A 24,291-nucleotide genomic window follows, 5' to 3' on the forward strand; every position below is an offset into this window, starting at 1 on the left:
TTCAGTTAAAGATCTGGATCGATTATTTGATGTTTACAAAATGTATTGAAGCTATCAGAAATCACAATCCTGACCAAACGTATTAAGGAAGTTTACTTGGTGTTTAAACCCATAATTCTGCAGCTTTAATCACTTATGATCAGTTTACTAAACAGCATCTCCTAAAGCCGCCCAAAAGTACTTAAAAAGAGTACGGTTCCCGCAGATGGAATCAAACAATTCCACATTTAGGATACGTGAAAAATGAAACTTTTACTCTGAATTGTATAATCCTTTTTACTGTTTTATATCCCAACTTTGTAAAAGAATTTACAGAGTCTAACAGTCTAAATAAAACTTAGGATTATGAGTGATCAAGCAAATGAACATACAATAGAAGGAATAGATAAACTTAAAAGCCTAGTTACAGAAATTAACACCTGTCTTTTTTGCACCAATCTCAAAACGAATGATGGAGCAACCACAAGACCAATGGGAGCGGTACACGTATGTGAGCAAGGAAATATTTGGTTCTTCAGCGAAAAAAATAGTGATAAAAACAAAGAAATTGAGCAAGATTCTAGTGTTCAATTATTTTTTGCACATCCCGGAAAAGGAAGTTACATGGTTGTAAATGGTGAAGCATCAATAGTTACCAATCAAGAAAAAATCGAAGAACTTTGGTCTCCTGTTGTGAATATTTGGTTTAAAGAAGGTAAAAACGACCCAAATGTTTCGCTTATCAAAGTAAAACCAAGCAGTGCATATTTCTGGGACACTGAAGGAAATAAAATGATTAATTTTCTAAAAATGGCGGCATCTGTTGTAACAGGAACTAATTATGTAAGTGGTAATGAAGGAGAAATTAAACTTTAAAACAAAAAAAAACGCCCCAATTTGGGAACGTTTTAAATATAAATATTTTTAATTTTTAAAGTGAATTATTGTAGCACTCTATTGATTTGGGAAAAGTTTTTTTCATAATACTTTTCCTTAGTTGAAGATATGATTACTCCGTTACTTGTTGATGAATGGATAAATTTTATTTCTCCCTCACAAACCTCAACAACCATTCCTACGTGATTAATCTGGCCTCTACCATTAGTTTTGAAAAAAATTAAGTCTCCTTTTTGAGCTTCATCTGTACTAATCTTAGTGCCCACCGCAGATTGTTCTCTAGAAGTTCGGGGTAGTTTTATGTCAAAAGAACCAAAAGTGGAACACATCAATCCAGAACAATCAAAGCCCTCTTTGCTGGTGCCTCCGCTTCGGTATCGAGTTCCTATATTTTCTGAGGCTCTAGAAATCAACTGGTCTAAAAAATCGTGATTAAATGATGGTTTAACGGAGGTATTAAAGTCAATTTTTTTACTTTCAATAGCTGCATCAGTAATTTTTATATCTCCAGCTGTTTCAAGTACAGCATTTGAAGTTATTGGTGAAAGAATAGAAAGTTTATCCCCTACAAGAAGTCCGTTTTTTATTGTAGGATTTTGTTTCTCTAATTCTTGAACAGTAATACCATATTGTTTGGCTATAGCATACTTAGTTTCCTTAGGTAAAACCTCTCTTATTATAGATTGGGAACTAGAATTTAATGTTCCTATAGCAGTATTAGGCTGAATAAGACTAGCTGAATTATCTGTTGCTTTCTCTATTACGCTACTTGTAACTGGTATTGTTTCCAGATTTTCATTTTTGGGACTTGCTGCAGCAATTGTACTACTAGTTTCTTCAAGAGAAGTAGTTTGACTTTGTAACACAACCTCTGTGCCAGGGATTGTTATCATTTGACCCGCTCGCAATGCTTTTACGCCTATTTCAGGATTTGCTTTGTCAAATTCTTTGATTGTAATTCCGTATTTTCGTGTGATAGAATACTTTGTCTCTTTTGGTAAAACTGCTCTTGTAAAAGTGCTTTTAACTTCATTTTGATCTTCGTTATTACCCTTTTCGGTGTGATTTAGAACATCCGATTCTATTTTACTAGATAAAAATGCATTTTCAGGAATATTAATTTTTTGACCTATTCTTAATTCAGATTCTCCGAGAGTGGGATTCAATTCCTTAAGTACTTTAAATGCAATTCCGTATTGTTTTGCAATACCATACAAAGTTTCTTTGGCTTGTACTTCATGATCTTTTGTTTTTTGACTTAAGATCGAATTACTTTTGGATGCACTTTTATTCTTAGATTCTTGCGGTATTACTAAAACTGAATTCAGTTTTAATAATTTTTTTGCACTTGGATTTAACTTTATAATTTCACTTTGCTTCACTTCATATTTATCAGCAATACTGGATACGGTTTCTCCTTTTACGATAGTATGTTTTATGACTCGCTCTTGCGAGAAAATAGCAATACTATTTAGAAAAAATAAAGCTGTTAGTAATCGTAAATTCATATTTATTTGTTTGCTGCTCTTTAAAAAACATACAGAGCGTGATTTGGTTCTTAGCTAATTGCTTAAAAAAATGATGTAAAAAAACTTTTCATTTCTAAACAATATAAAAATGCAATTACCCTAATCTCTTTGTCTGAAAGAGTTTTTCCAATCTAAATATTAGCGATTGGGATTAGGATTGCATTAAATTCAAAAATTTCTTAAAATGAATTAAATTTTTATTTAATTATTTCAAAAAAGCTAATTTAATTGATTTAATCAAAAAACACACCCTTTTTTAGAACTTTAACGTTGAAAAAATCCATTTTAACGAATTCTTTAGAAAAATTAAACCAACTAGCCTACCTGATATTCATTACTATTCTTACTTTAGAAGTCAACTCAAGTAATGTATATCACAAAAAAAACTCTCAAAATAGCTTTGAGAGTTTTAAAAGATGTAAAATCTGTTTATAAATTACTTGCTGCAGCAATTAAATTTAAAGCTGATCCTGCCTCAAACCAACCTATTTGACTTTCATTATAAGTATGATTTGCAAGAATTCGATCAGTGCTACCATCTGAGTGAACAAACTCTAGTGTGAGTGGTTTTGCAGGTGCAAATGATATTAAGTCCAGAAAATTAATGGTATCGTCTTCTTGAATTCTATCATAATCATTTTCATTAGCAAAAGTCAAAGCAAGCATACCTTGTTTTTTTAAATTCGTTTCATGTATGCGTGCAAATGATTTTACTAAAACTGCCTTAACTCCTAGAAATCGAGGTTCCATAGCGGCATGTTCACGTGAAGATCCTTCGCCATAATTGTGATCTCCTACAACAATTGATGGGATTCCAGCAGCTTTGTAAGCCCTTGCCACCGCAGGAACAGCATCATATTCTTCTGTTAATTGATTTTTTACAGCGTTCGTTTTTTGATTAAACGCATTAACGGCACCAATCAACATATTATTAGAAATGTTATCTAAATGGCCTCTAAAACGCAACCAAGGACCAGCCATAGATATGTGATCTGTAGTACATTTTCCAAATGCTTTTATCAATAACTTTGCTCCTGTAATATTTTTTCGATTCCAGGCTTCAAATGGAGCTAAAAGTTGCAGCCTATCAGACGTTTTACTGACCAAGATTTGAACTCCAGAACCATCTTCAGCTGGTACTTGAAATCCATTATCTTCTACTGCAAAACCTTTTTGAGGCAATTCATCACCATAAGGAGCCGTTAATTTCACCTCTTCACCTTTATCATTAATCAAGGTATCTGTAATCGGATTAAAATCCAAACGTCCCGAAATAGCCAGAGCCGCAACCATTTCTGGGGAAGTTACAAAAGCATGGGTGTTAGGATTTCCATCGGCTCTTTTCGAAAAGTTTCGATTGAACGAATGCACAATGGTATTTTTTTCTTCTTTATCTGCTCCTGCTCTATCCCATTGCCCAATGCATGGTCCGCAGGCATTGGTAAATACTTTGGTTCCCATTTTTTCAAAAGTGGCAATAATTCCATCTCTTTCAATGGTATATCTAATTTGTTCCGATCCTGGATTGATTCCGAATTCAGCTTTTGGAGTAATCCCATGTGCTACCGCTTGGTTTACAATTGATGCAGCTCGTGCCATATCTTCATAAGAGGAGTTGGTACAAGACCCTATCAAACCCCATTCTACTTTGATAGGCCACCCATTTGCAGCCGCTTCCGCTTTCATTTGAGAAACTGGTGTTCCTCTATCTGGCGTAAAAGGTCCATTAATATGTGGCTCTAATTCAGAAAGATTGATTTCAATTACTTGGTCGAAATACGTTTCAGGATCTGCATAAACCTCAGGATCTGCGGTTAAATATGCTGCTACATGGTCTGCTGCATCTACCACATCTTGTCTGCCTGTTGCTGCTAAATACCTACGCATGGATTCATCATAACCAAATGTAGACGTGGTTGCTCCTATCTCTGCACCCATGTTACAAATAGTCCCTTTACCAGTACATGACATTGAAGTTGCTCCTTCTCCAAAATACTCAACAATCGCTCCTGTTCCTCCTTTTACAGTTAGGATATCAGCTACTTTTAAAATAACGTCTTTTGGAGCAGTCCATCCAGATAATTTACCTGTTAATTTAACTCCAATCAATTTAGGAAATTTTAATTCCCAAGACATTCCAGACATCACATCAACAGCATCAGCTCCACCTACACCAATAGCAAGCATTCCCAAACCACCCGCATTAACGGTATGTGAATCAGTACCAATCATCAAACCTCCAGGGAAAGCATAATTTTCTAAAACAATTTGATGAATAATTCCTGAACCTGGTTTCCAGAACCCGATACCATATTTATCAGAAACCGAAGAAAGGAAATCAAAAACTTCTTTGGACTGTGTATTGGCTACAGCCAAATCGGATTGGGCTCCGTTTTTTGCCAAAATCAAGTGATCACAATGAACTGTAGTGGGTACGGCTACCGTTTTTTTACCAGCATGCATAAATTGCAACAAGGCCATTTGCGCTGTAGCATCCTGACAAGCAACTCTATCTGGTGCAAAATCTACATAATCAACCCCACGAGTAAAAGCTTGCCTAGGATTACCTTCCCAAAGGTGATTGTACAATATTTTCTCGCTTAATGTAAGCGGTCTACCTACAACTTTTCGCGCTGCATCAACACGATCTGCCATGTTGCTGTACACTCTTTTTATCATTTCTATATCAAAGGCCATAATTTCTATTTAAGTATTGTTGAACAATATTACAATTTACAAAAAATTAAGACAGCTATTACACAAAAAATAGCTCGAGTACCTAAACCCGAGCTTTTTATAAAAATTTTAACGTATGGCTTTAAAATACAGATTGGTTATTTGAAGGTGCAAATTTGGTTAAATTAATCCCTTGAACTGCAATTTTATACTCTTCAATAGTTGGAGTTCTTCCTAATATTGTTGACAATACAACTACTGGTGTAGAAGAAAGTAGTGACTCTCCTTTTTTCTCAGCTGTATCTTCTACAACTCTACCTTGGAACAAACGAGTAGATGTTGCCATAACCGTATCTCCTTTTGAAGCTTTTTCTTGGTTACCCATACATAGATTACACCCTGGGCGCTCTAAATACAACATGTTTTCGTATTCAGTACGTGCAGCACCTTTTGGAGCGTTATCATCAAACTCGAAACCAGAATATTTTTGTAAAACTTCCCAATCACCTTCTTCTTTTAACTCATCTACGATGTTATAGGTTGGTGGCGCTACTACTAATGGTGCTTTAAATTCTACTTTACCATTTTGTGCTTCCACGTTTTTAAGCATTTGAGCTAATATTTTCATATCCCCTTTATGCACCATACAAGAACCGATGAACCCTAAATCTACTTTTTTATCCCCTCCGTAAAATGAAAGTGGACGAATGGTATCGTGAGTATATCTTTTAGAAACGTCTTTGTTGTTTACATCTGGATCAGCAATCATTGGTTCGTTAATCACATCCAAATCTACCTCCACTTCTGCATAATATTTAGCATTGGCATCTGGAGTTAAAGCTGGTTTATCACCTGATTTAATCTCAGCAATTCTCTTATTTGCTTTGTTGATTAATCCTTGAAGAACCTGCGTTTTGTTATCCATTCCTTTATCAATCATGATCTGGATTCTTCCTTTTGCAATTTCCAAAGATTCCACTAAAGTATCATCTTCTGAAATACAAATCGAAGCTTTGGCTTTCATTTCAGCAGTCCAATCTGTAAATGTAAAGGCTTGATCGGCTGTAAGCGTTCCTAAATGCACTTCAATAATTCTTCCTTGGAAAACATTTTCTCCTCCAAATTTTTGTAACATTTGCGCTTGAGTAGCGTGAACTACATCACGGAAATCCATATAACTAGCCATTTGACCTTTGAAAGTTACTTTTACAGATTCAGGTATAGGCATAGAAGCTTCTCCTGTTGCAAGAGCTAAAGCAACTGTTCCAGAATCGGCACCGAACGCTACTCCTTTTGACATACGAGTATGTGAATCACCACCAATAATGATAGCCCAATCGTCAATTACAATATCGTTAAGAACCTTATGAATTACGTCTGTCATTGCATGGTACTGACCTTTAGGATCACGAGCGGTAATCAAACCAAAATCGTTCATGAATTTCATCAATTTTGGAATGTTGGCTTGCGCTTTTTTATCCCAAACTGATGCAGTATGACAACCTGATTGGTAAGCACCGTCAACTATTGGTGAAATCACTGTTGCTGCCATAGACTCTAATTCTTGAGCCGTCATTAATCCCGTTGTATCTTGAGAACCAACGATATTTACTTCAACACGAACATCAGAACCCGCGTGTAACGCTTTTTTAGAAATAGTTCCTACAGCATTTCTATTGAAGATTTTTTCAACAGCAGTGAGACCTTGTCCTTCAATTGAAACCTCTTTTGAAGGCGCATAAACTAGAGGTGCTTCAATTCCTAAAGTCTTAGCCGCAAAAGTTTGAATTTTTTTACCGAAAACAATCGCATAAGAACCACCAGCTTTGATGAATTCCATTTTCTGAGGCGTGAAAGCTTTAGAAATGTCAATTAATTCTTGGTCTCCGTTATATAACTTTTTTGATTTTGTATTAATGGTAAGAACCGTTCCTGTTGCTACAGAATACGTTTCTTCTAAAACTGGATCACCACTTTCATTACGAACTACCTCTCCGTTAGCGTCTGTCTTTTTTACCCAGTTTTTCAAGTCTAAACCGATACCACCCGTTACATCAACTGTAGTAAGGAAAATAGGAGAAATTCCGTTTGTACCTGCAACAATTGGCATAAAGTTTACAAATGGCACGTAAGGACTTGCTTGTTTACCTGTCCAAAGTGCTACATTATTTACACCTGACATACGAGATGAACCAACTCCCATCGTTCCTCTTTCTGCAATTAACATTACAGATTTATCTGGATGTTGTGCTTGCAATGCTTTTATTTCGTCTTGAGCTTGAGGCGTAATCATACATTTACCGTGCAATTCACGATCGGAACGTGAGTGAGCTTGGTTACCTGGTGACAATAAATCTGTAGAAATATCTCCTTCACCTGCTATAAAAGTTACTACTTTAATTTCTTCTGCTACTTCAGGAAGTTTTGTGAAAAATTCTGCTTGAGCATAGCTTTCTAAAATTTCTCTAGCTACTTCATTATTACTTTCAAATGCAGCTTTCAAACGATCCATATCAGCATCGTAAAGATATACTTGAGTTTTAAGAACTTTAGCAGCTTCTTTGGCAATTGCTACATCATTTCCCAAAGCTAAATCTAGTAACACTTCAATTGAAGGACCACCTTTCATGTGCGATAATAATTCAAAAGCAAAAGCAGGAGTAATTTCATTTACCACTTCTTCTCCAAGAATAATTTCCTTTAAAAATTTTGCTTTTTCAGTAGCAGCACTTGTAGTTCCTGGTAAGGTATTGTAGATAAAAAACTTAAGAGAATCTTCTCTATTTGGGTTATTTGTATCTTTAATTTGTGCTACGATTTCGATTAGCAATTCTGCTGAATCGATTGGTTTTGGGTGAAGACCTTGAACTTTACGCTCTTCAATCTCATTAATGTAATCGTTATAAGTACTCATAAGTGTGATATATTACTGTTCTATAATGCTAAAAATTTATTGCAAATAGAGACATAAGAATTAAATGTTATTTAGTTTAGCAAATTTAAGAATTAAAGCTGAGATTTAAAAAAATTTAATAGAAGTCCCGTTTTTAAAAATTATTATTGCTAAAACCATATAAAAAACCACATCCAGTGCAGATAATTCAAAATTTTAATAAAATTTTATTTATTTGGTATTTAAAAAAGCCATTTTTAGCAATCCGTGAATTTAGACCAAAATAAAAAAAGGTTCTTTGCTGCTTTTACAACAAAGAACCTTTCTAAATAAGCTAACTACAACGTTATAATAGCTTTTCGATAATCATTTCTTCAGTTATTCCCTCGGCATCTGCTTTGTAATTTTTAATGATTCGGTGTCTCAAAATTCCGGTTGCCACGGCTTGAACATCTTCTATGTCTGGAGAAAATTTTCCATTAAAAGCCGCATTGGCTTTGGCAGCCAAAATTAAATTTTGAGAGGCTCTAGGTCCTGCTCCCCAATCTAAATAATTTTTCACAAATTCATTTGACAAAGAATTATCTGGACGCGTTTTACTCACCAAGCGCACCGCGTATTCTATAACATTATCCGCAACAGGAATTCTGCGAATCAATTCTTGAAAATCAATGATCTCTTGTGCTGTAAATAACGAATTTACAACTACTTTCTCATTTGAAGTAGTTTGCTTTACCACTTGTACTTCCTCCTCAAAACTTGGATATTCAAGTTTTATAGCAAACATAAAACGATCCAGTTGCGCTTCGGGTAAAGGATAGGTTCCTTCTTGCTCAATTGGGTTTTGAGTTGCCAAAACAAAATAGGGCAAATTCAATTTATAATTGTTTCCGGCAATAGTAACAGATCTTTCTTGCATAGCCTCAAGCAAAGCTGCTTGCGTTTTGGGAGGCGTTCTATTGATCTCATCAGCCAAAACTATATTCGAAAAAATAGGTCCTTTTATGAATTTGAATTGTCTGCTTTCATCTAAAATTTCACTTCCTAAAATATCTGATGGCATTAAATCTGGAGTAAACTGAATTCTTTTAAACTCTAGACCTAAGGCCTGCGCCAATGTATTCACCATAAGCGTTTTTGCTAATCCAGGAACGCCCACTAATAAAGCATGTCCACCTGAAAAAATACAAAGTAATATTTGATCGACAACAGCATCTTGTCCTACAATAATTTTTGCGATTTCTTTTTTTAGTTCATTTCGTTTTTGAACTAAATTATGTATTGCTGCAACATCTGACATGTATATATTTTTAAATTAAAAAAGAGCTAGTTTATGCAAGCATAAAACTAACTCTTTTTATTTATTTACAGAAATTTTTTAAGTTTTAAAGACTAAAAATAAGTCTATTTTTTTAACCAATTGTTTGTGAATTTACAATCTCTATATTCTCCCTGAATCTTGATGTAGGTCTCTTTGATTTTTTCGTCAAACCATTTTCCTATTTCAGTAATTCGTTTTTGTTTTAACGCTAAATCTTTAATTTTGATATAATCCTTAGCGTAATCTGCTGTGTGTTCATCAATTCTATTGGTAACCGTAATAATTTTATAACTTTTTTTACCTTCTTCACTTTGATCTAAAATAGGTGCAGAAACTTCATTTTCTTTTAAATTTGAAACTTGGCTGTAAAAAGAAGGATCCATTTTTGTCAACTCAAAACGAGTATCTTGTGTTTGAGGATTGATTAAAGCACCGCCATTTGCTCGAGTTTCTTTTTCATCAGATAAAGTTCTTGCAGCTTCAGCAAAAGTAATGTCCTTATCCTCAATTCTTTTTTTAATTAGCTTAATTTTCTCTTTAGCTTCAGTTAAGGAAGCCTCGGTAACAGTAGGCGATAATAAAATGTGACGCAATTCTACTTCCTGGCCTTTAATTTTTTCTACTAGAATAATGTGATATCCGAATTCAGTTTCAAAAGGAGCCGAAATTTCTCCCTCAGCTAAACTAAAAGCGACTTCTTTAAACTCTTTTACAAATGGAGTTTTTCGATTCATCTTATAGTAACCACCACTTGATCTAGACCCTGGATCTTGCGTATACAAAACTGCTTTTGTTGAAAAACTAGCACCTTCCTCTACTTCTTTTTTAAACCCATTGAGTTTGTCAATGACTTTTTGTTTGTCTTCTGCAGAAACTTTTGGCATAACCACAATTTGTGCTACTTCAAGTTCTACACCAAAAAAAGGCAAATCAGCCGCTGGTATTTGTTTAAAATAATTTCGCACCTCTTCCGGAGTAATTTCTACAGCATCAATAATCTTTTTTTGCATTTCTGATGTTAGCTTTCCTTCCTTTAAGATATCAGCAAAATAAGTTCTAAATTCTTCCTCAGAATCCTTTTTATAATATTGAACCACTTTTTCCATAGACCCAATTTTGTCTATCATGTAATTCAATCGTTCTTCCATCATTCCCTTCACTTCTGTATCTGTAACTATAATACTATCTTGAACAGCTTGATGAGCATACAACTTGTCTTCTAGAAGCTTTCCAAGCATTTGACAACGATCGTACTCTGAAGTATTACCACCTCCAGCTTGTATCTCTAAATACGTTTTATCTATATCTGAGTCTAAAATAATATAATCCCCAACAGTAGCAACAACACCGTCAACTTTTTGTTTGCCAGTTGACTTTGCTTTTTTTACGGGAGCTATTACAGAATCCTTAATAATTTCTTGTGCATTTACAACTACACTCATAAACATTAAGAACAAAACAGTAAGTGTAATTCTATTATTATTGGACTTCATTGGTATTGAATTTATTGGCATTATTTTAATTTACTTTTAATGATATTGTCTTTAAAATTAAGATTTTCAAAATGAAACCTTTTCAGGTGTCCCAATTCTAATTATAACATTCTAAAATTGAAATATTTACTACATCAAATCAAAAGTTGTTATCTTAAAATTTTAAAAACGAACAAAAATAACAATTCAATTACATTATACAAGTATACCTGCTACTATTAACAAAAAATTATAGCGCAATTGAATAGTGAAATTAGAGCTCATTTCATGAGTTATCACTAACATACAATAAGTACATCTTAATTCTATTTCAAAAACAAAAATTCAATTTCAAATATTTTGTTTTGAATATCAACTCATAAAATTATAAAACTGGATTAATTCTATTTAAAATTAAACTCCGAATTAAATCTTAAAATTCTCATTTTTTTAAGTCTAAAATACAAAGTTGTAAACACTACATCGTTTTCGTTACAAAATAAAAATAAGCAAATCACCTTCAAATCTTTTAATAATTAAATTAGCTTCCGTTATCAATTTAAAAGATAAAAACATAATAAAATAAAAATACCATTATTTATTGGCTTTATATTCTAGAAATACATAATAAAAATACAATTATTAAAATATATTTTAATCTTCAGAATTAATGCTAACAATATGAATTCATCCCAAAATCTAACATCAACAATAACCAATTAACCTAAATGATTATGAAAAAAAATGTATTAAAAACCTGTGCCATCGCGTCACTTTTATTAAGTTTAAATGCTTGTTCTACATCAGACGAACTGCAAAAAGATGCCATAGAAGAAGTATCTCAGTTTAAAATTATTCAAGTCACTAAACATGATGGACGTCCGTTTAGCACAGGAAAACAGACAAATATTTCTACCGGAAGATATGTTGCAAATCCTGGTGGAGGTGTCATGATGCAAGCCTTCTACTGGGATGTCCCCGCAGGTGGAACGTGGTGGGATGTAGTCAATTCAAAAATAACAGCTTGGTCAAATGTAGGTATTGGTTCAATTTGGTTGCCACCTGTATCAAAAGCTCAAAACGGAGCGTTTTCTATGGGATATGATCCAACTGATTATTTTGATTTTGGTAATTTTAATCAAAACGGAACTGTTGAAACGCGTTTTGGTTCTAAAACCGAACTAGAAAGTTTAATAACAAAGGTTCATGCCGAAAACATGCAAGTGTATGCAGATATGGTTCTAAATCACAATAGTGGCGGGCAACTAGAGAGCAATCCATTTACAGGAACACAAACATATACTAATTTTACAGGTGTTGCCTCTGGTAAGTTTAAACGAACTAGTGCTGATTTTTATAAAAATGCCTACGGAAATAATGATGAAGGTTTTTTTGGAGGATTTCCTGACCTAGCTCACGTTACTCCAAATGTTCAAGACTGGCTCTGGAAAAGAACAGATGGCGTGGGTAAATTTTATAAAAACACCATGAAATTTGACGGCTGGAGATTTGATTACGTAAAAGGTTTTGGTGCTTGGGTAGTTAAAGATTGGAATGCTAATGTTGGCGGATTTTCTGTAGGTGAACTATGGGATTCTAATGTAAATATACTCAATGACTGGGCAAATAACGCAAATAGCTCTGTGTTTGACTTTGCTTGCTATTATAAAATGAATGATGCTTTTGATGGCAATAATCTAAACGTTTTGAATGATGATATGATGTGGAAAAGAAATCCATACAAAGCGGTTACATTTGTTGCGAATCATGACACTGATGAAATTTGGAAAAAAGAATTAGCATACGCGTACATATTAACACATGAAGGATATCCAACAATTTTTTACCGTGATTATGAAGAGTGGCTAAATAAAACCAAATTGAATAATCTAATTTGGATTCACAACAACAAAGCAACCGGTAACACTTCTATTTTATACACAGATAACGATGAATACGTAGCAAGAAGAAACGGCTACAATGGCAATCCAGGATTAGTAGTTTACATCAACAACTCTTCAACCTGGCAAGAGCGTTGGATACAAACCAACTGGTCTAATGCACAAATAAAAGATTTCACCGGCAACTCTGGCTGGTACCCGATAACACAAGCTGACAAATGGGTAAAAATACAATGTCCTCCTAATGGATATTCTGTTTGGTCCATCAATATGTAATAGTTTTTCTTTGAGGCTGCCTTTTTTAGGCAGCCTCTTTTATTTGGAATCGTTTACACAATACGAATATACCTTTTAAACAGATCAAATTTTCAAATAGCGTATATAAATAGTACTTTTGCAAACTATTGATATACATATGGGCTTTTTAGAAGAAATACAACGCAGAAGAACTTTCGGGATTATCTCACATCCTGATGCTGGAAAAACGACATTGACTGAGAAATTACTTCTTTTTGGAGGAGCAATTCAAGAAGCAGGTGCCGTAAAAAATAATAAAATAAAGAAAGGTGCTACGAGTGACTTTATGGAAATTGAACGCCAAAGAGGAATTTCTGTATCTACCTCTGTACTTGCATTTAATTACCAAGACAAGAAAATAAACATACTTGATACACCTGGACACAAGGATTTTGCCGAAGACACTTTTAGAACTTTAACAGCAGTTGATAGTGTAATTGTGGTAATTGACGTGGCTAAAGGTGTAGAAGAACAAACTGAAAAATTAGTAGCAGTTTGTAGAATGCGTAAAATTCCAATTATTGTATTTATCAATAAATTAGATAGAGAAGGAAAAGATGCATTCGACTTAATGGATGAAGTTGAACAAAAACTTGGACTTACCGTAACACCATTGAGTTTCCCTATCGGGATGGGATATGACTTTCAAGGAATTTATAATCTTTGGGAACAAAATATCAATTTATTCAGTGGTGATAGTCGTAAAAACATCGAAGAAACAATTGCTTTCTCAGATGTACAAAGTCCAGAGCTTGAAAAAATAATTGGTCAAAAACCAGCCGATAAACTTAGAGAAGAATTAGAGTTAATTGACGAAGTGTATCCAAAATTTGACAGACAAGATTATTTAGACGGAAAACTACAACCCGTTTTCTTTGGTTCAGCCTTGAATAATTTTGGTGTTAGAGAACTACTAGATTGCTTTGTAGAAATTGCACCTTCGCCAAGACCTAAAGACTCCGAAACAAGGCTAGTGGATCCAGAAGAACAAAAAATGTCTGGTTTTGTATTTAAAATCCATGCCAATATGGATCCAAAACATCGAGACCGTCTAGCGTTTATTAAAATCGTGTCGGGTACTTTTGAAAGAAACAAACCGTATTATCACGTTCGCCAAAAGAAAAATTTAAAATTCTCTAGTCCTAACGCCTTTTTTGCTGAAAAAAAAGAAATTGTAGATATATCTTACCCTGGAGATATTGTAGGCCTTCATGATACAGGAAATTTTAAAATTGGTGATACACTTACCGAAGGGGAATTAATGAGTTTTAAAGGAATCCCAAGTTTTTCACCAGAACATTTTAGATACATCAATAACGCTGATCCTATGAAAGCAAAACAGCTAGACAAAGGAATTGATCAGTTAATGGATGAAGGAGTAGCGCAATTGTTTACCCTAGAAATGAACAACCGAAAAATCATTGGAACAGTGGGTGCATTACAATATGAGGTAATTCAATACCGTTTGGAGCATGAATATGGAGCAAAATGTACGTATGAAAATTTCCCTGTTCATAAAGCTTGTTGGGTAAAACCAAATGACCCAAAAAGTGAAGAATTTAAAGAGTTCAGAAGAATTAAACAAAAATTTCTAGCTCATGATAAATACGGTCAATTAGTATTTCTTGCAGACTCCGATTTTACTATACAGATGACACAAAACAAATATCCTAATGTGAAATTATTTTTTACTTCTGAATTTGAATAGTTCCGATCTAAATAAATACCAAAAAAAAACGCTAATCTTTCAATTAGCGTTTTTTTTGTTTTTTATATTTTTAAGCAACCATAACTTCTGAGTTAATTGCTTTTTTCAAGAAAGTTTTAATTAAAATTCTATTAGGAGCAGTACCTGATGTAATAACTTGTTTTTTTGTATTTGTTTCTTCGATAGAAGTATTTGATTTAGTATCTTGTTTAGAACCCATAAACCAAAGCACAAAATTCACATTATTTGTTGTACTCGTTTTAGTTATATTTTCATTTTTAACTGATACTATTTCAATAGGATTATTTTCTACAATGGTTTGTGAAGATTGCGAAAAAGTTACATTAGAACACAATATAAAAAAGAAAAAAAGGCAACCTTTAAGTGTTAATTCATTGCAAACTAAAGACGAGAAATATTTCATAAATAATAATATTTTTTTTCGGGGAGTTGACATCCAAATCCGAAACAAAAGTATACCATTTGTTTAGTCGTAAAAAAAATTTTCGACAAAGCACCATAATAGTCGATTAAAGCACAAAATTTAATATTAAAGCATGTAATAATAACGATTTAAACACATAGATTTCTGTTTAGTAATATCGATTTAACAAATTAAAATCCAAAACAATTTACCCAGTTATAACCTAAAAAAAAAGCTCCAGTAAATATACTGGAGCTTTTGAAATTTATGCTTGACCGGCTGGGCCAAAGTTGAGCGGTATGGGCAACTGTTCCGTGTCTTTAATTTCGCCATGGGCAATTTCAAATCTATGGATATTTTCTCCAATAGCCTTTAATAATCGTTTAGCATGCTGTGGTGTCAAGACAATTCTTGATTTCACTTTAGCCTTAGGAATTCCAGGCATTATACTAACAAAATCTAAAACAAATTCTGAAGAAGAGTGATTGATAATTGCTAAGTTAGAATAAATTCCTTCTGCAGTTACTTCATCTAATTCTATATTAATTTGATCTTGTTGTTGGTTTGAATTGCTCATATCCTTGTATTAATAAATGTACTCCTCTTTGTTAGCCATCATATCATTGTAATCATCTTTTGACCCTACAATTGTAGCATCATATTCTCTCATACCTGTTCCTGCAGGAATTCTGTGTCCTACGATTACATTTTCTTTCAATCCTTCTAAGTAATCAATTTTACCTGCAACAGCAGCTTCATTTAATACTTTAGTAGTTTCTTGGAACGATGCAGCAGAGATAAATGATTTCGTTTGAAGCGAAGCTCTGGTAATACCTTGTAATACTGGAGTTGCTGTAGCAGTTACAACATCACGGGCAACAACAAGATTTTTATCCGTACGTTTCAATAAAGAGTTTTCGTCACGCAACTCACGAGGAGTAATGATCTGACCTTCTTTTAAAACGCTTGAATCACCAGCATCCTCAACAACCTTCATTCCGTAAAGCTTATCATTTTGAACAATAAAATCTTTAGTGTGAATCAATTGATCTTCTAAGAATAAAGTATCACCTGGATCTTGTACTCTTACTTTACGCATCATTTGACGTATTACTACTTCAAAGTGCTTGTCGTTGATTTTTACCCCTTGTAAACGGTATACTTCTTGAATTTCATTAACCAAATACTGTTGAACAGCAGCTGGACCTTGTATTCTTAAAATATCATCTGGAGTAATTGCTCCGTCAGACAATGGCACACCTGCTCTTACGAAGTCATTTTCTTGAACCAAAATTTGGCTTGATAATTTAACTAAGTATTTACGAACATCACCAAATTTAGATTCGATAACAATCTCACGGTTACCTCTTTTGATTTTTCCAAAAGAAACAACACCATCAATTTCAGAAACTACAGCTGGATTAGATGGATTACGAGCTTCTAAAAGCTCTGTAATTCTTGGTAAACCTCCTGTAATATCTCCTGATTTAGAAGAACGACGTGGGATTTTCACCAATACTTTACCTGCTTTAATTTTCTCACCGTTTTCAACCATCAAGTGGGCACCAACTGGTAAGTTGTAAGAACGAATCAATTCTCCATCTTTACCGTAAACTAATAAAGTTGGGATTAATTTTTTAGCTCTAGATTCAGAAATTACTTTTTCTTGGAAACCAGTTTGCTCATCGATTTCAACCATGAACGATTGTCCTTGCTCTAAATCTTCGTAAGCAATTTTACCAGTAAACTCAGAAACAATAACTCCGTTATATGGATCCCATTTACAAATCACATCTCCTTTAGCAACAGATTGACCATCTGCAACAAAAATACTAGAACCGTAAGGAATATTATTAGTACTTAATAAAATACCAGTTGTTTCGTCAATTAATTTTAACTCTGTAGAACGAGAAACAACGATATCAACTGAGTTTCCTTCGCTATCCTCACCTTTAACAGTTTTTAAATCTTCAATTTCAAGCTTACCAGCAAATTTAGTAATAATGCTTGATTCTTCAGATATACCACCCGCAACCCCTCCAACGTGGAAAGTACGTAATGTTAACTGTGTTCCTGGTTCCCCAATAGATTGTGCTGCAATTACACCAACTGCCTCACCTCTTTGTGTCATTTTTCCAGTTGCAAGGTTACGACCGTAACACTTAGCACAAATACCTTTTAAAGCTTCACAAGTTAGTGGAGAACGCACTTCAACTTTCTCAATAGGAGAAGCATCAATAGCTTTCATAATAGCTTCGGTAATTTGCTCACCAGAATGAACCAATACTTCGTTAGTCAATGGATTAATCAAATCTTGTAAAACTACACGTCCTAAGATTCTTTCTCCTAATGATTCTACAATTTCTTCGTTCTTTTTCAATGCTGAAACTTCAACACCTCTCAAAGTACCACAATCTTCGATGTTAACAATAACGTCTTGAGAAACATCATGTAATCTACGAGTCAAGTATCCAGCATCGGCAGTTTTCAAAGCCGTATCCGCAAGACCTTTACGAGCACCGTGAGTAGAGATAAAGTACTCAAGGATAGAAAGACCTTCTTTAAAGTTCGAAAGAATCGGGTTTTCAATAATTTCACCACCACCAGCAGTAGATTTTTTAGGCTTAGCCATCAAACCACGCATACCAGTTAACTGACGAATTTGTTCTTTAGATCCCCTTGCTCCAGAGTCAAGCATCATGTACACCGAGTTGAATCCTTGTTGATCTTCTCTAATGTTTTTCATTGCTAGCTCTGTTAATTGAGCATTTGCTGATGTCCATACATCAATAACTTGGTTGTAACGTTCGTTATTGGTAATAAGACCCATGTTATAATTTGCAGAAATACCTTGAACTTGTTCTCTTGCATCAGCAATTAACTGAGGCTTTTGATCTGGAATTCTAATATCTCCTAATGAGAATGATAAACCACCTTTGAAGGCGAATTTATACCCCATATCTTTCATGTTATCCAAGAAAGCAGCAGTTGTTGGAACATCTGTACAGCTAAGTACGTGACCAATAATGTCTCTTAAGTTTTTCTTAGTCAATACGTCATTGATATAACCAGCGGCTTCAGGAACAACTTCGTTAAACAATACACGTCCAGCAGTAGTTTGAATCACTTTGTATACTAATTCACCTGCTTCGTTAAAATCTTTTGCTCTAATTTTAACACGAGCATTCAACTCTACTCTTCCTTCATTCAAAGCGATGTTCACCTCTTCTGCAGAATAGAAAGTAATTCCTTCACCTAAAATTTTCATTTCAGGAGTTGACAAACGTTCTTTGGTCATATAATAAAGACCCAAGACCATATCCTGAGATGGTACCGTAATTGGAGCACCATTTGCAGGGTTCAAGATATTGTGCGAACCTAACATTAATAACTGAGCCTCTAATATAGCTTCTGGTCCTAATGGTAAGTGTACCGCCATTTGATCCCCATCAAAATCCGCATTAAATGCCGTACAAACTAAAGGGTGCAATTGGATTGCTTTTCCTTCAATTAATTTTGGTTGGAATGCTTGAATACCTAGTCTGTGCAAAGTAGGAGCACGGTTTAGTAAGATTGGGTGACCTTTGATTACATTTTCAAGGATATCCCAAACTACAGGCTCTTTCTTATCTATTATTTTCTTAGCAGATTTAACTGTTTTAACAATTCCTCTTTCGATTAATTTACGAATCACAAAAGGCTTGTACAATTCAGCTGCCATATCTTTTGGGATACCACACTCAGATAGTTTTAATTCAGGTCCAACAACAATTACCGAACGAGCAGAATAATCCACACGTTTTCCAAGTAAGTTTTGACGGAAACGACCTTGCTTACCTTTTAACGAGTCAGAAAGTGATTTTAAAGGTCTGTTTGATTCTGTTTTAACAGCAGATGCTTTACGCGTGTTGTCAAATAATGAATCTACAGATTCTTGTAACATACGTTTTTCGTTTCTCAAGATAACTTCTGGAGCTTTAATCTCCATTAATCTTTTCAAACGGTTGTTACGTATAATTACACGACGGTATAAATCATTTAAATCTGAAGTTGCAAAACGACCTCCATCAAGTGGCACAAGCGGACGTAATTCTGGTGGGATAACTGGTACCACTTTCATAATCATCCACTCAGGACGATTTTCGCGGTTTAAGTTAGACTCACGGAAAGACTCCACAACTTGTAATCTTTTTAAAGCTTCTGTTTTACGTTGTTTAGATGTTTCATTGTTAGCGCTGTGTCTTAATTGGAAAGACAATGCATCAAGATCAATTCTTGCTAACAAATCCATAATACACTCTGCTCCCATTTTGGCAACAAATTTATTTGGATCAAAATCATCTAAATATTGATTGTCAGCAGGAAGTGTATCTAAAATATTCAAATACTCTTCTTCTGTCAAGAAATCTAATCTTTGCAATGATTCACCATCAGGATTTTTAGCAATACCCGCTTGGATTACTACGTATCTTTCGTAGTAAATAATCATGTCTAATTTCTTAGATGGAAGACCAAGGATATAACCGATTTTGTTTGGTAAAGAACGGAAATACCAGATGTGAGCAATTGGCACCACAAGATTGATGTGACCTACTCTATCTCTACGTACTTTTTTCTCAGTTACTTCAACACCACAACGGTCACAGATAATCCCTTTGTAACGTATTCTTTTATATTTACCACAAGCACATTCAAAATCCTTAACAGGACCGAAAATTCTTTCGCAAAATAATCCGTCACGCTCTGGTTTGTGCGTTCTGTAGTTAATTGTTTCCGGTTTTAAAACTTCCCCTCTTGATTCTTTTAAGATAGATTCAGGAGATGCAAGACCGATTGAGATTTTATTAAACCTTTTTACAGGGTTTTTATCTTTATTGTTATTATTTCTATTATTCATCATAGTTTTTACTATTGATTTATTTGCAATTAAAAAATTGATTTGATTTTAGTCTAAAGTCAAATGTCATAAAGTTTTAAAGTCACGACTGACTTTTTACTTTTGACTTTCAAACTTTTGACTTAAACACTACCTCGGGTTACTTCTCTAAACTTCAAACCTTTTTATTTTGAAGTGCTAGTTATAAAATTATTTGAAATTTCATAAAAAATCGGAACGGGTTACGGGTCTAAATCCTAAAAACTTATATAAATGCCAAAGTAGAGATGCGATTAATCGCATCTCTACAGTTGACAAAATTTATTTATTCCTCTAAACGAATATCAAGTCCAAGACCTTTCAATTCATGCATTAATACATTGAATGATTCTGGTAATCCTGGTTCTGGCATAGACTCACCCTTAACGATTGCTTCGTAAGTTTTAGCTCTACCAATAACATCATCAGATTTAACAGTCAAGATTTCACGTAGTGTGCTAGAAGCTCCATATGCCTCAAGTGCCCAAACCTCCATCTCTCCAAAACGCTGACCTCCAAATTGTGCTTTACCTCCAAGTGGTTGTTGAGTGATTAAAGAGTACGGTCCGATAGAACGTGCGTGCATCTTGTCATCAACCATGTGACCCAATTTCAACATATAGATTACTCCAACAGTTGCTGCTTGGTGGAAACGCTCTCCAGTTCCTCCATCATATAAATGAGTATGTCCAAAACGTGGTACACCTGCCTCATCAGTCAAAGCATTTATTTGATCAAGTGAAGCACCGTCAAAAATTGGAGTAGCAAATTTTCTACCCAAGTTCATTCCAGCCCAACCAAGAACAGTTTCATAAATTTGACCAATGTTCATACGAGAAGGTACCCCAAGTGGATTCAATACAATATCTACTGGTGTTCCATCTTCAAGGAAAGGCATATCTTCATGACGAACGATACGTGCAACGATACCTTTGTTACCGTGACGTCCTGCCATTTTATCACCCACTTTTAACTTACGTTTTTTAGCGATGTAGACTTTAGCTAATTTCAAAATTCCTGCTGGCAATTCATCTCCAACAGTAATCGTGAATTTCTCTCTACGTAATGCACCTTGTAAATCGTTCAATTTAATTTTATAGTTATGAATTAAATCATTAACCATAGTATTAGTAGCATCATCAGCTACCCATTGACCTTTACTTAAGTGGGCAAAATCTTCAACAGCATAAAGCATTTTTTGAGTATATTTTTTACCTTTTGGTAAAACTTCCTCACCCAAATCATTCATTACACCTTGAGATGTTTTCCCGTTAACTATCAAGAAAAGTTTTTCAACTAATTTGTCTTTTAATTCAACAAATTTCACTTCAAACTCCATTTCAAGTGCTCCTAAAGCATCCTTGTCTTGTGTACGTTTACGTTTATCTTTCACTGCTCTTGCGAACAATTTCTTGTCTAAAACAACACCATGTAAAGAAGGAGACGCTTTTAAAGAAGCATCTTTTACATCACCTGCTTTGTCCCCGAAGATTGCACGAAGCAATTTCTCTTCCGGCGTAGGATCTGATTCTCCTTTTGGAGTAATTTTTCCAATAAGAATGTCACCAGGCTTCACCTCGGCTCCAATTCTAATCATACCGTTTTCATCCAAGTCTTTTGTAGCTTCTTCAGAAACGTTTGGTATATCATTCGTTAACTCTTCATTACCTAATTTAGTATCTCTAACCTCTAATGAATAATCATCAACGTGGATAGAAGTAAAAATATCGTCACGAACTACTTTTTCAGAAATTACAATCGCATCCTCAAAGTTGTACCCTTTCCAAGGCATAAACGCCACTTTCAAGTTACGTCCAAGAGCTAACTCTCCATTTTGAGTTGCGTAACCTTCCGATAGTACTTGACCAGCAACAACTCTATCCCCTTTTCTTACGATAGGTTTAAGGTTGATACTTGTACCTTGGTTGGTTTTTCTAAATTTAATTAGATTATATGTTTTTTCATCTGGTTCAAAACTAACCATTCTTTCTTCCTCAGAACGATCGTATTTGATAGTGATTATATTAGCATCAACGTACTCAATAACTCCATCACCTTCAGCATTTATCAATACTCTAGAATCAGAAGCAACTTGACGCTCTAAACCTGTACCTACAATTGGAGCTTCAGGACGAATCAAAGGAACCGCCTGACGCATCATGTTAGATCCCATCAAGGCTCTGTTCGCATCATCATGTTCCAAGAAAGGAATCAAAGATGCAGAAATAGATGCAATCTGGTTCGGCGCAACGTCAGTATAATCAACTTTTGAAGGCTCAATTACTGGGAAATCACCTTCTTGACGAGCAATAACATCCTCAGCAGTAATTTTACCAGCAGCATCCATTTGAATGTTAGCTTGTGCAATCAACATACCTTCTTCTTCTTCAGCACTTAAGTAAACTGGAGTAGACTCTAAATCTACAACTCCGTTAGTTACTTTACGGTAAGGTGTTTCAATGAAACCCATTCCGTTTACTTTAGCATAAACACCAAGAGATGAAATCAAACCAATGTTTGGTCCCTCTGGAGTTTCAATTGGACATAAACGTCCGTAATGCGTATAGTGAACGTCACGTACCTCAAAACCAGCTCTCTCTCTAGAAAGTCCACCTGGTCCTAGTGCAGATAATCTTCTCTTGTGCGTAATCTCGGCAAGTGGATTTGTTTGATCCATAAACTGAGACAACTGGTTTGTTCCAAAGAAAGAGTTGATCACAGATGATAATGTTTTAGCATTAATCAAATCTATTGGTGTAAACACCTCGTTATCTCTAACGTTCATTCTCTCACGAATGGTTCTAGCCATACGAGCCAAACCAACACCAAATTGTTGAGACAATTGCTCACCAACTGTTCTTACACGACGATTAGATAAGTGATCAATATCATCAATCTCAGCTTTTGAGTTGATTAATTCAATCAAATATTTAACAATAGTGATGATATCCTCTTTGGTCAAGACTTGCTTTTCCATTGGGGTATCTAAACCTAATTTTTTATTAATTCTATAACGACCTACTTCACCTAAGTTATAACGTTGATCAGAGAAAAATAATTTATCAATGATACCACGAGCAGTTTCCTCATCAGGCGGTTCAGCGTTACGTAATTGTCTATAGATATGTTCAACAGCCTCTTTTTCAGAGTTTGTTGGATCTTTTTGTAACGTATTATGAATGATAGCATAATCACCTTGATTTGCATCTTCTTTGTGCAACAAAATAGATTTAACGTTAGAATCTATGATTTCCTCTACATTATCTTTATCGATAATTGTATCTCTATCAAGGATTATTTCGTTACGTTCGATAGAAACTACCTCACCAGTATCTTCATCAACAAAATCCTCATGCCATGTATTCAATACACGCGCCGCTAATTTTCTACCGATATATTTTTTAAGACCTGTTTTCGAAACCTTAATTTCTTCAGCAAGATCAAAAATTTCAAGAATATCCTTATCTCTTTCAAAACCAATAGCTCTGAATAAAGTTGTTACAGGAAGTTTTTTCTTTCTATCAATATACGCATACATTACACTATTGATATCTGTAGAAAATTCAATCCAAGAACCTTTAAACGGAATTACTCTCGCAGAATACAATTTTGTACCATTTGCATGGAATGATTGACCAAAGAAAACTCCAGGCGAACGATGTAATTGAGATACAACTACACGCTCAGCACCATTGATCACAAAAGTACCACTTGGTGTCATGTAAGGAATTGTTCCTAGATAAACATCTTGAACAATCGTTTCAAAATCTTCGTGTTCTGGGTCAGTACAATATAGTTTTAACCTTGCTTTTAAAGGTACACTATAAGTAAGCCCTCTTTCTATACATTCTTGAATTGTATAACGTGGTGGGTCTACAAAGTAATCAAGGAATTCTAATACGAAATTATTTCTCGTATCAGTAATTGGAAAATTCTCCATGAAGGTATTGTAAAGCCCTTCGTCACCTCTTTCGTCTGATTTAGTTTCTAATTGAAAAAAATCTTTAAACGATTTAACCTGAACATCTAGAAAATCTGGATAGTCAGGAATGTTTTTAGTTGAGGCAAAATTCAATCTTTCAGTCTGATTTGTTAGCATCAATGAACAAAATTTTGATTAAAAAGTAATTTTATTATACAAATAACAAGCTATTTGTATGCTTATTTTACAGTCATTACATCTTTAAAAACTAATTAAGGATAACTACTTTCTTATTATCTATTAATTTTTTTTCATCGTAATGGGTAAAATATATTTCGATAAATAAAATAAGTATCT

General features: G+C 34.4%; 12 protein-coding genes. 3 read left to right on the forward strand and 9 right to left on the reverse strand.

What is annotated here, in order from left to right; all coding sequences use genetic code 11:
* The first annotated feature begins 345 nt into the window (after positions 1 to 345).
* The gene (locus IQ05_RS01235; RefSeq protein WP_144889098.1) at positions 346 to 855 is read left to right on the forward strand and encodes a pyridoxamine 5'-phosphate oxidase family protein; all 510 of its coding nucleotides are present in this window, start codon (positions 346 to 348) and stop codon (positions 853 to 855) included.
* 65 nt (positions 856 to 920) lie between these two features.
* Here the strand turns inward: IQ05_RS01235 and IQ05_RS01240 are convergent, their stop codons facing one another.
* From IQ05_RS01240 to IQ05_RS01260, 5 genes are all read right to left on the reverse strand, one after another.
* Complete coding sequence (locus IQ05_RS01240) at positions 921 to 2,384, reverse strand: peptidoglycan endopeptidase (RefSeq protein WP_144889099.1); 1,464 nt, start codon at positions 2,382 to 2,384, stop codon at positions 921 to 923.
* Between the two features lie 450 nt (positions 2,385 to 2,834).
* On the reverse strand, positions 2,835 to 5,102 hold the full coding sequence (locus IQ05_RS01245; RefSeq protein ID WP_144889100.1) for an aconitate hydratase: 2,268 nt from the start codon (positions 5,100 to 5,102) through the stop codon (positions 2,835 to 2,837).
* Between the two features lie 121 nt (positions 5,103 to 5,223).
* Complete coding sequence (locus tag IQ05_RS01250) at positions 5,224 to 7,995, reverse strand: bifunctional aconitate hydratase 2/2-methylisocitrate dehydratase (RefSeq protein ID WP_144889101.1); 2,772 nt, start codon at positions 7,993 to 7,995, stop codon at positions 5,224 to 5,226.
* Between the two features lie 325 nt (positions 7,996 to 8,320).
* A complete protein-coding gene (locus IQ05_RS01255) occupies positions 8,321 to 9,274 on the reverse strand; it encodes an AAA family ATPase (RefSeq protein ID WP_144889102.1) in 954 nt (317 codons plus the stop codon).
* Positions 9,275 to 9,378: 104 nt separating this feature from the next.
* A complete protein-coding gene (locus IQ05_RS01260) occupies positions 9,379 to 10,788 on the reverse strand; it encodes a peptidylprolyl isomerase (protein ID WP_394345188.1) in 1,410 nt (469 codons plus the stop codon).
* A gap of 713 nt (positions 10,789 to 11,501) precedes the next feature.
* Between IQ05_RS01260 and IQ05_RS01265 the strand changes: the two genes are divergently transcribed.
* On the forward strand, positions 11,502 to 12,944 hold the full coding sequence (locus IQ05_RS01265; RefSeq protein WP_144889104.1) for an alpha-amylase: 1,443 nt from the start codon (positions 11,502 to 11,504) through the stop codon (positions 12,942 to 12,944).
* A gap of 139 nt (positions 12,945 to 13,083) precedes the next feature.
* Positions 13,084 to 14,673, forward strand: coding sequence for a peptide chain release factor 3 (locus IQ05_RS01270; protein WP_144889105.1), 1,590 nt, complete (start codon positions 13,084 to 13,086; stop codon positions 14,671 to 14,673).
* 70 nt (positions 14,674 to 14,743) lie between these two features.
* On the opposite strand, the gene IQ05_RS01275 is transcribed toward IQ05_RS01270, so the two are convergent.
* The 4 genes from IQ05_RS01275 to rpoB all read right to left on the reverse strand — a co-directional run bounded on the left by IQ05_RS01275 (position 14,744) and on the right by rpoB (position 24,111).
* Positions 14,744 to 15,097, reverse strand: a complete 354-nt coding sequence (locus tag IQ05_RS01275) for a hypothetical protein (protein WP_144889106.1) — start codon at positions 15,095 to 15,097, stop codon at positions 14,744 to 14,746.
* A 265-nt stretch (positions 15,098 to 15,362) separates the two neighbouring features.
* On the reverse strand, positions 15,363 to 15,674 hold the full coding sequence (locus IQ05_RS01280) for a DUF3467 domain-containing protein (RefSeq protein WP_144889107.1): 312 nt from the start codon (positions 15,672 to 15,674) through the stop codon (positions 15,363 to 15,365).
* A gap of 9 nt (positions 15,675 to 15,683) precedes the next feature.
* Positions 15,684 to 19,997, reverse strand: coding sequence for a DNA-directed RNA polymerase subunit beta' (gene rpoC, locus IQ05_RS01285; protein WP_144889108.1), 4,314 nt, complete (start codon positions 19,995 to 19,997; stop codon positions 15,684 to 15,686).
* A gap of 301 nt (positions 19,998 to 20,298) precedes the next feature.
* Complete coding sequence (rpoB, locus tag IQ05_RS01290; RefSeq protein ID WP_144889109.1) at positions 20,299 to 24,111, reverse strand: DNA-directed RNA polymerase subunit beta; 3,813 nt, start codon at positions 24,109 to 24,111, stop codon at positions 20,299 to 20,301.
* Positions 24,112 to 24,291: the final 180 nt, after the last annotated feature.

It is taken from the genome of Flavobacterium tiangeerense (assembly GCF_007830355.1).
In the GTDB taxonomy this organism is placed as follows: Bacteria; Bacteroidota; Bacteroidia; order Flavobacteriales; family Flavobacteriaceae; genus Flavobacterium; species Flavobacterium tiangeerense.

What these genes read in the sequence shown, in the direction of transcription:
- IQ05_RS01235 (WP_144889098.1), top strand. Translation starts at nt 346, where the DNA reads ATGAGTGATCAAGCAAATGAACATACAATAGAAGGAATAGATAAACTT.
- IQ05_RS01240 (WP_144889099.1), bottom strand. Translation starts at nt 2,384, where the DNA reads ATGAATTTACGATTACTAACAGCTTTATTTTTTCTAAATAGTATTGCT.
- IQ05_RS01245 (WP_144889100.1), bottom strand. Translation starts at nt 5,102, where the DNA reads ATGGCCTTTGATATAGAAATGATAAAAAGAGTGTACAGCAACATGGCA.
- IQ05_RS01250 (WP_144889101.1), bottom strand. Translation starts at nt 7,995, where the DNA reads ATGAGTACTTATAACGATTACATTAATGAGATTGAAGAGCGTAAAGTT.
- IQ05_RS01255 (WP_144889102.1), bottom strand. Translation starts at nt 9,274, where the DNA reads ATGTCAGATGTTGCAGCAATACATAATTTAGTTCAAAAACGAAATGAA.
- IQ05_RS01260 (WP_394345188.1), bottom strand. Translation starts at nt 10,788, where the DNA reads ATGAAGTCCAATAATAATAGAATTACACTTACTGTTTTGTTCTTAATG.
- IQ05_RS01265 (WP_144889104.1), top strand. Translation starts at nt 11,502, where the DNA reads ATGAAAAAAAATGTATTAAAAACCTGTGCCATCGCGTCACTTTTATTA.
- IQ05_RS01270 (WP_144889105.1), top strand. Translation starts at nt 13,084, where the DNA reads ATGGGCTTTTTAGAAGAAATACAACGCAGAAGAACTTTCGGGATTATC.
- IQ05_RS01275 (WP_144889106.1), bottom strand. Translation starts at nt 15,097, where the DNA reads ATGAAATATTTCTCGTCTTTAGTTTGCAATGAATTAACACTTAAAGGT.
- IQ05_RS01280 (WP_144889107.1), bottom strand. Translation starts at nt 15,674, where the DNA reads ATGAGCAATTCAAACCAACAACAAGATCAAATTAATATAGAATTAGAT.
- rpoC (WP_144889108.1), bottom strand. Translation starts at nt 19,997, where the DNA reads ATGATGAATAATAGAAATAATAACAATAAAGATAAAAACCCTGTAAAA.
- rpoB (WP_144889109.1), bottom strand. Translation starts at nt 24,111, where the DNA reads ATGCTAACAAATCAGACTGAAAGATTGAATTTTGCCTCAACTAAAAAC.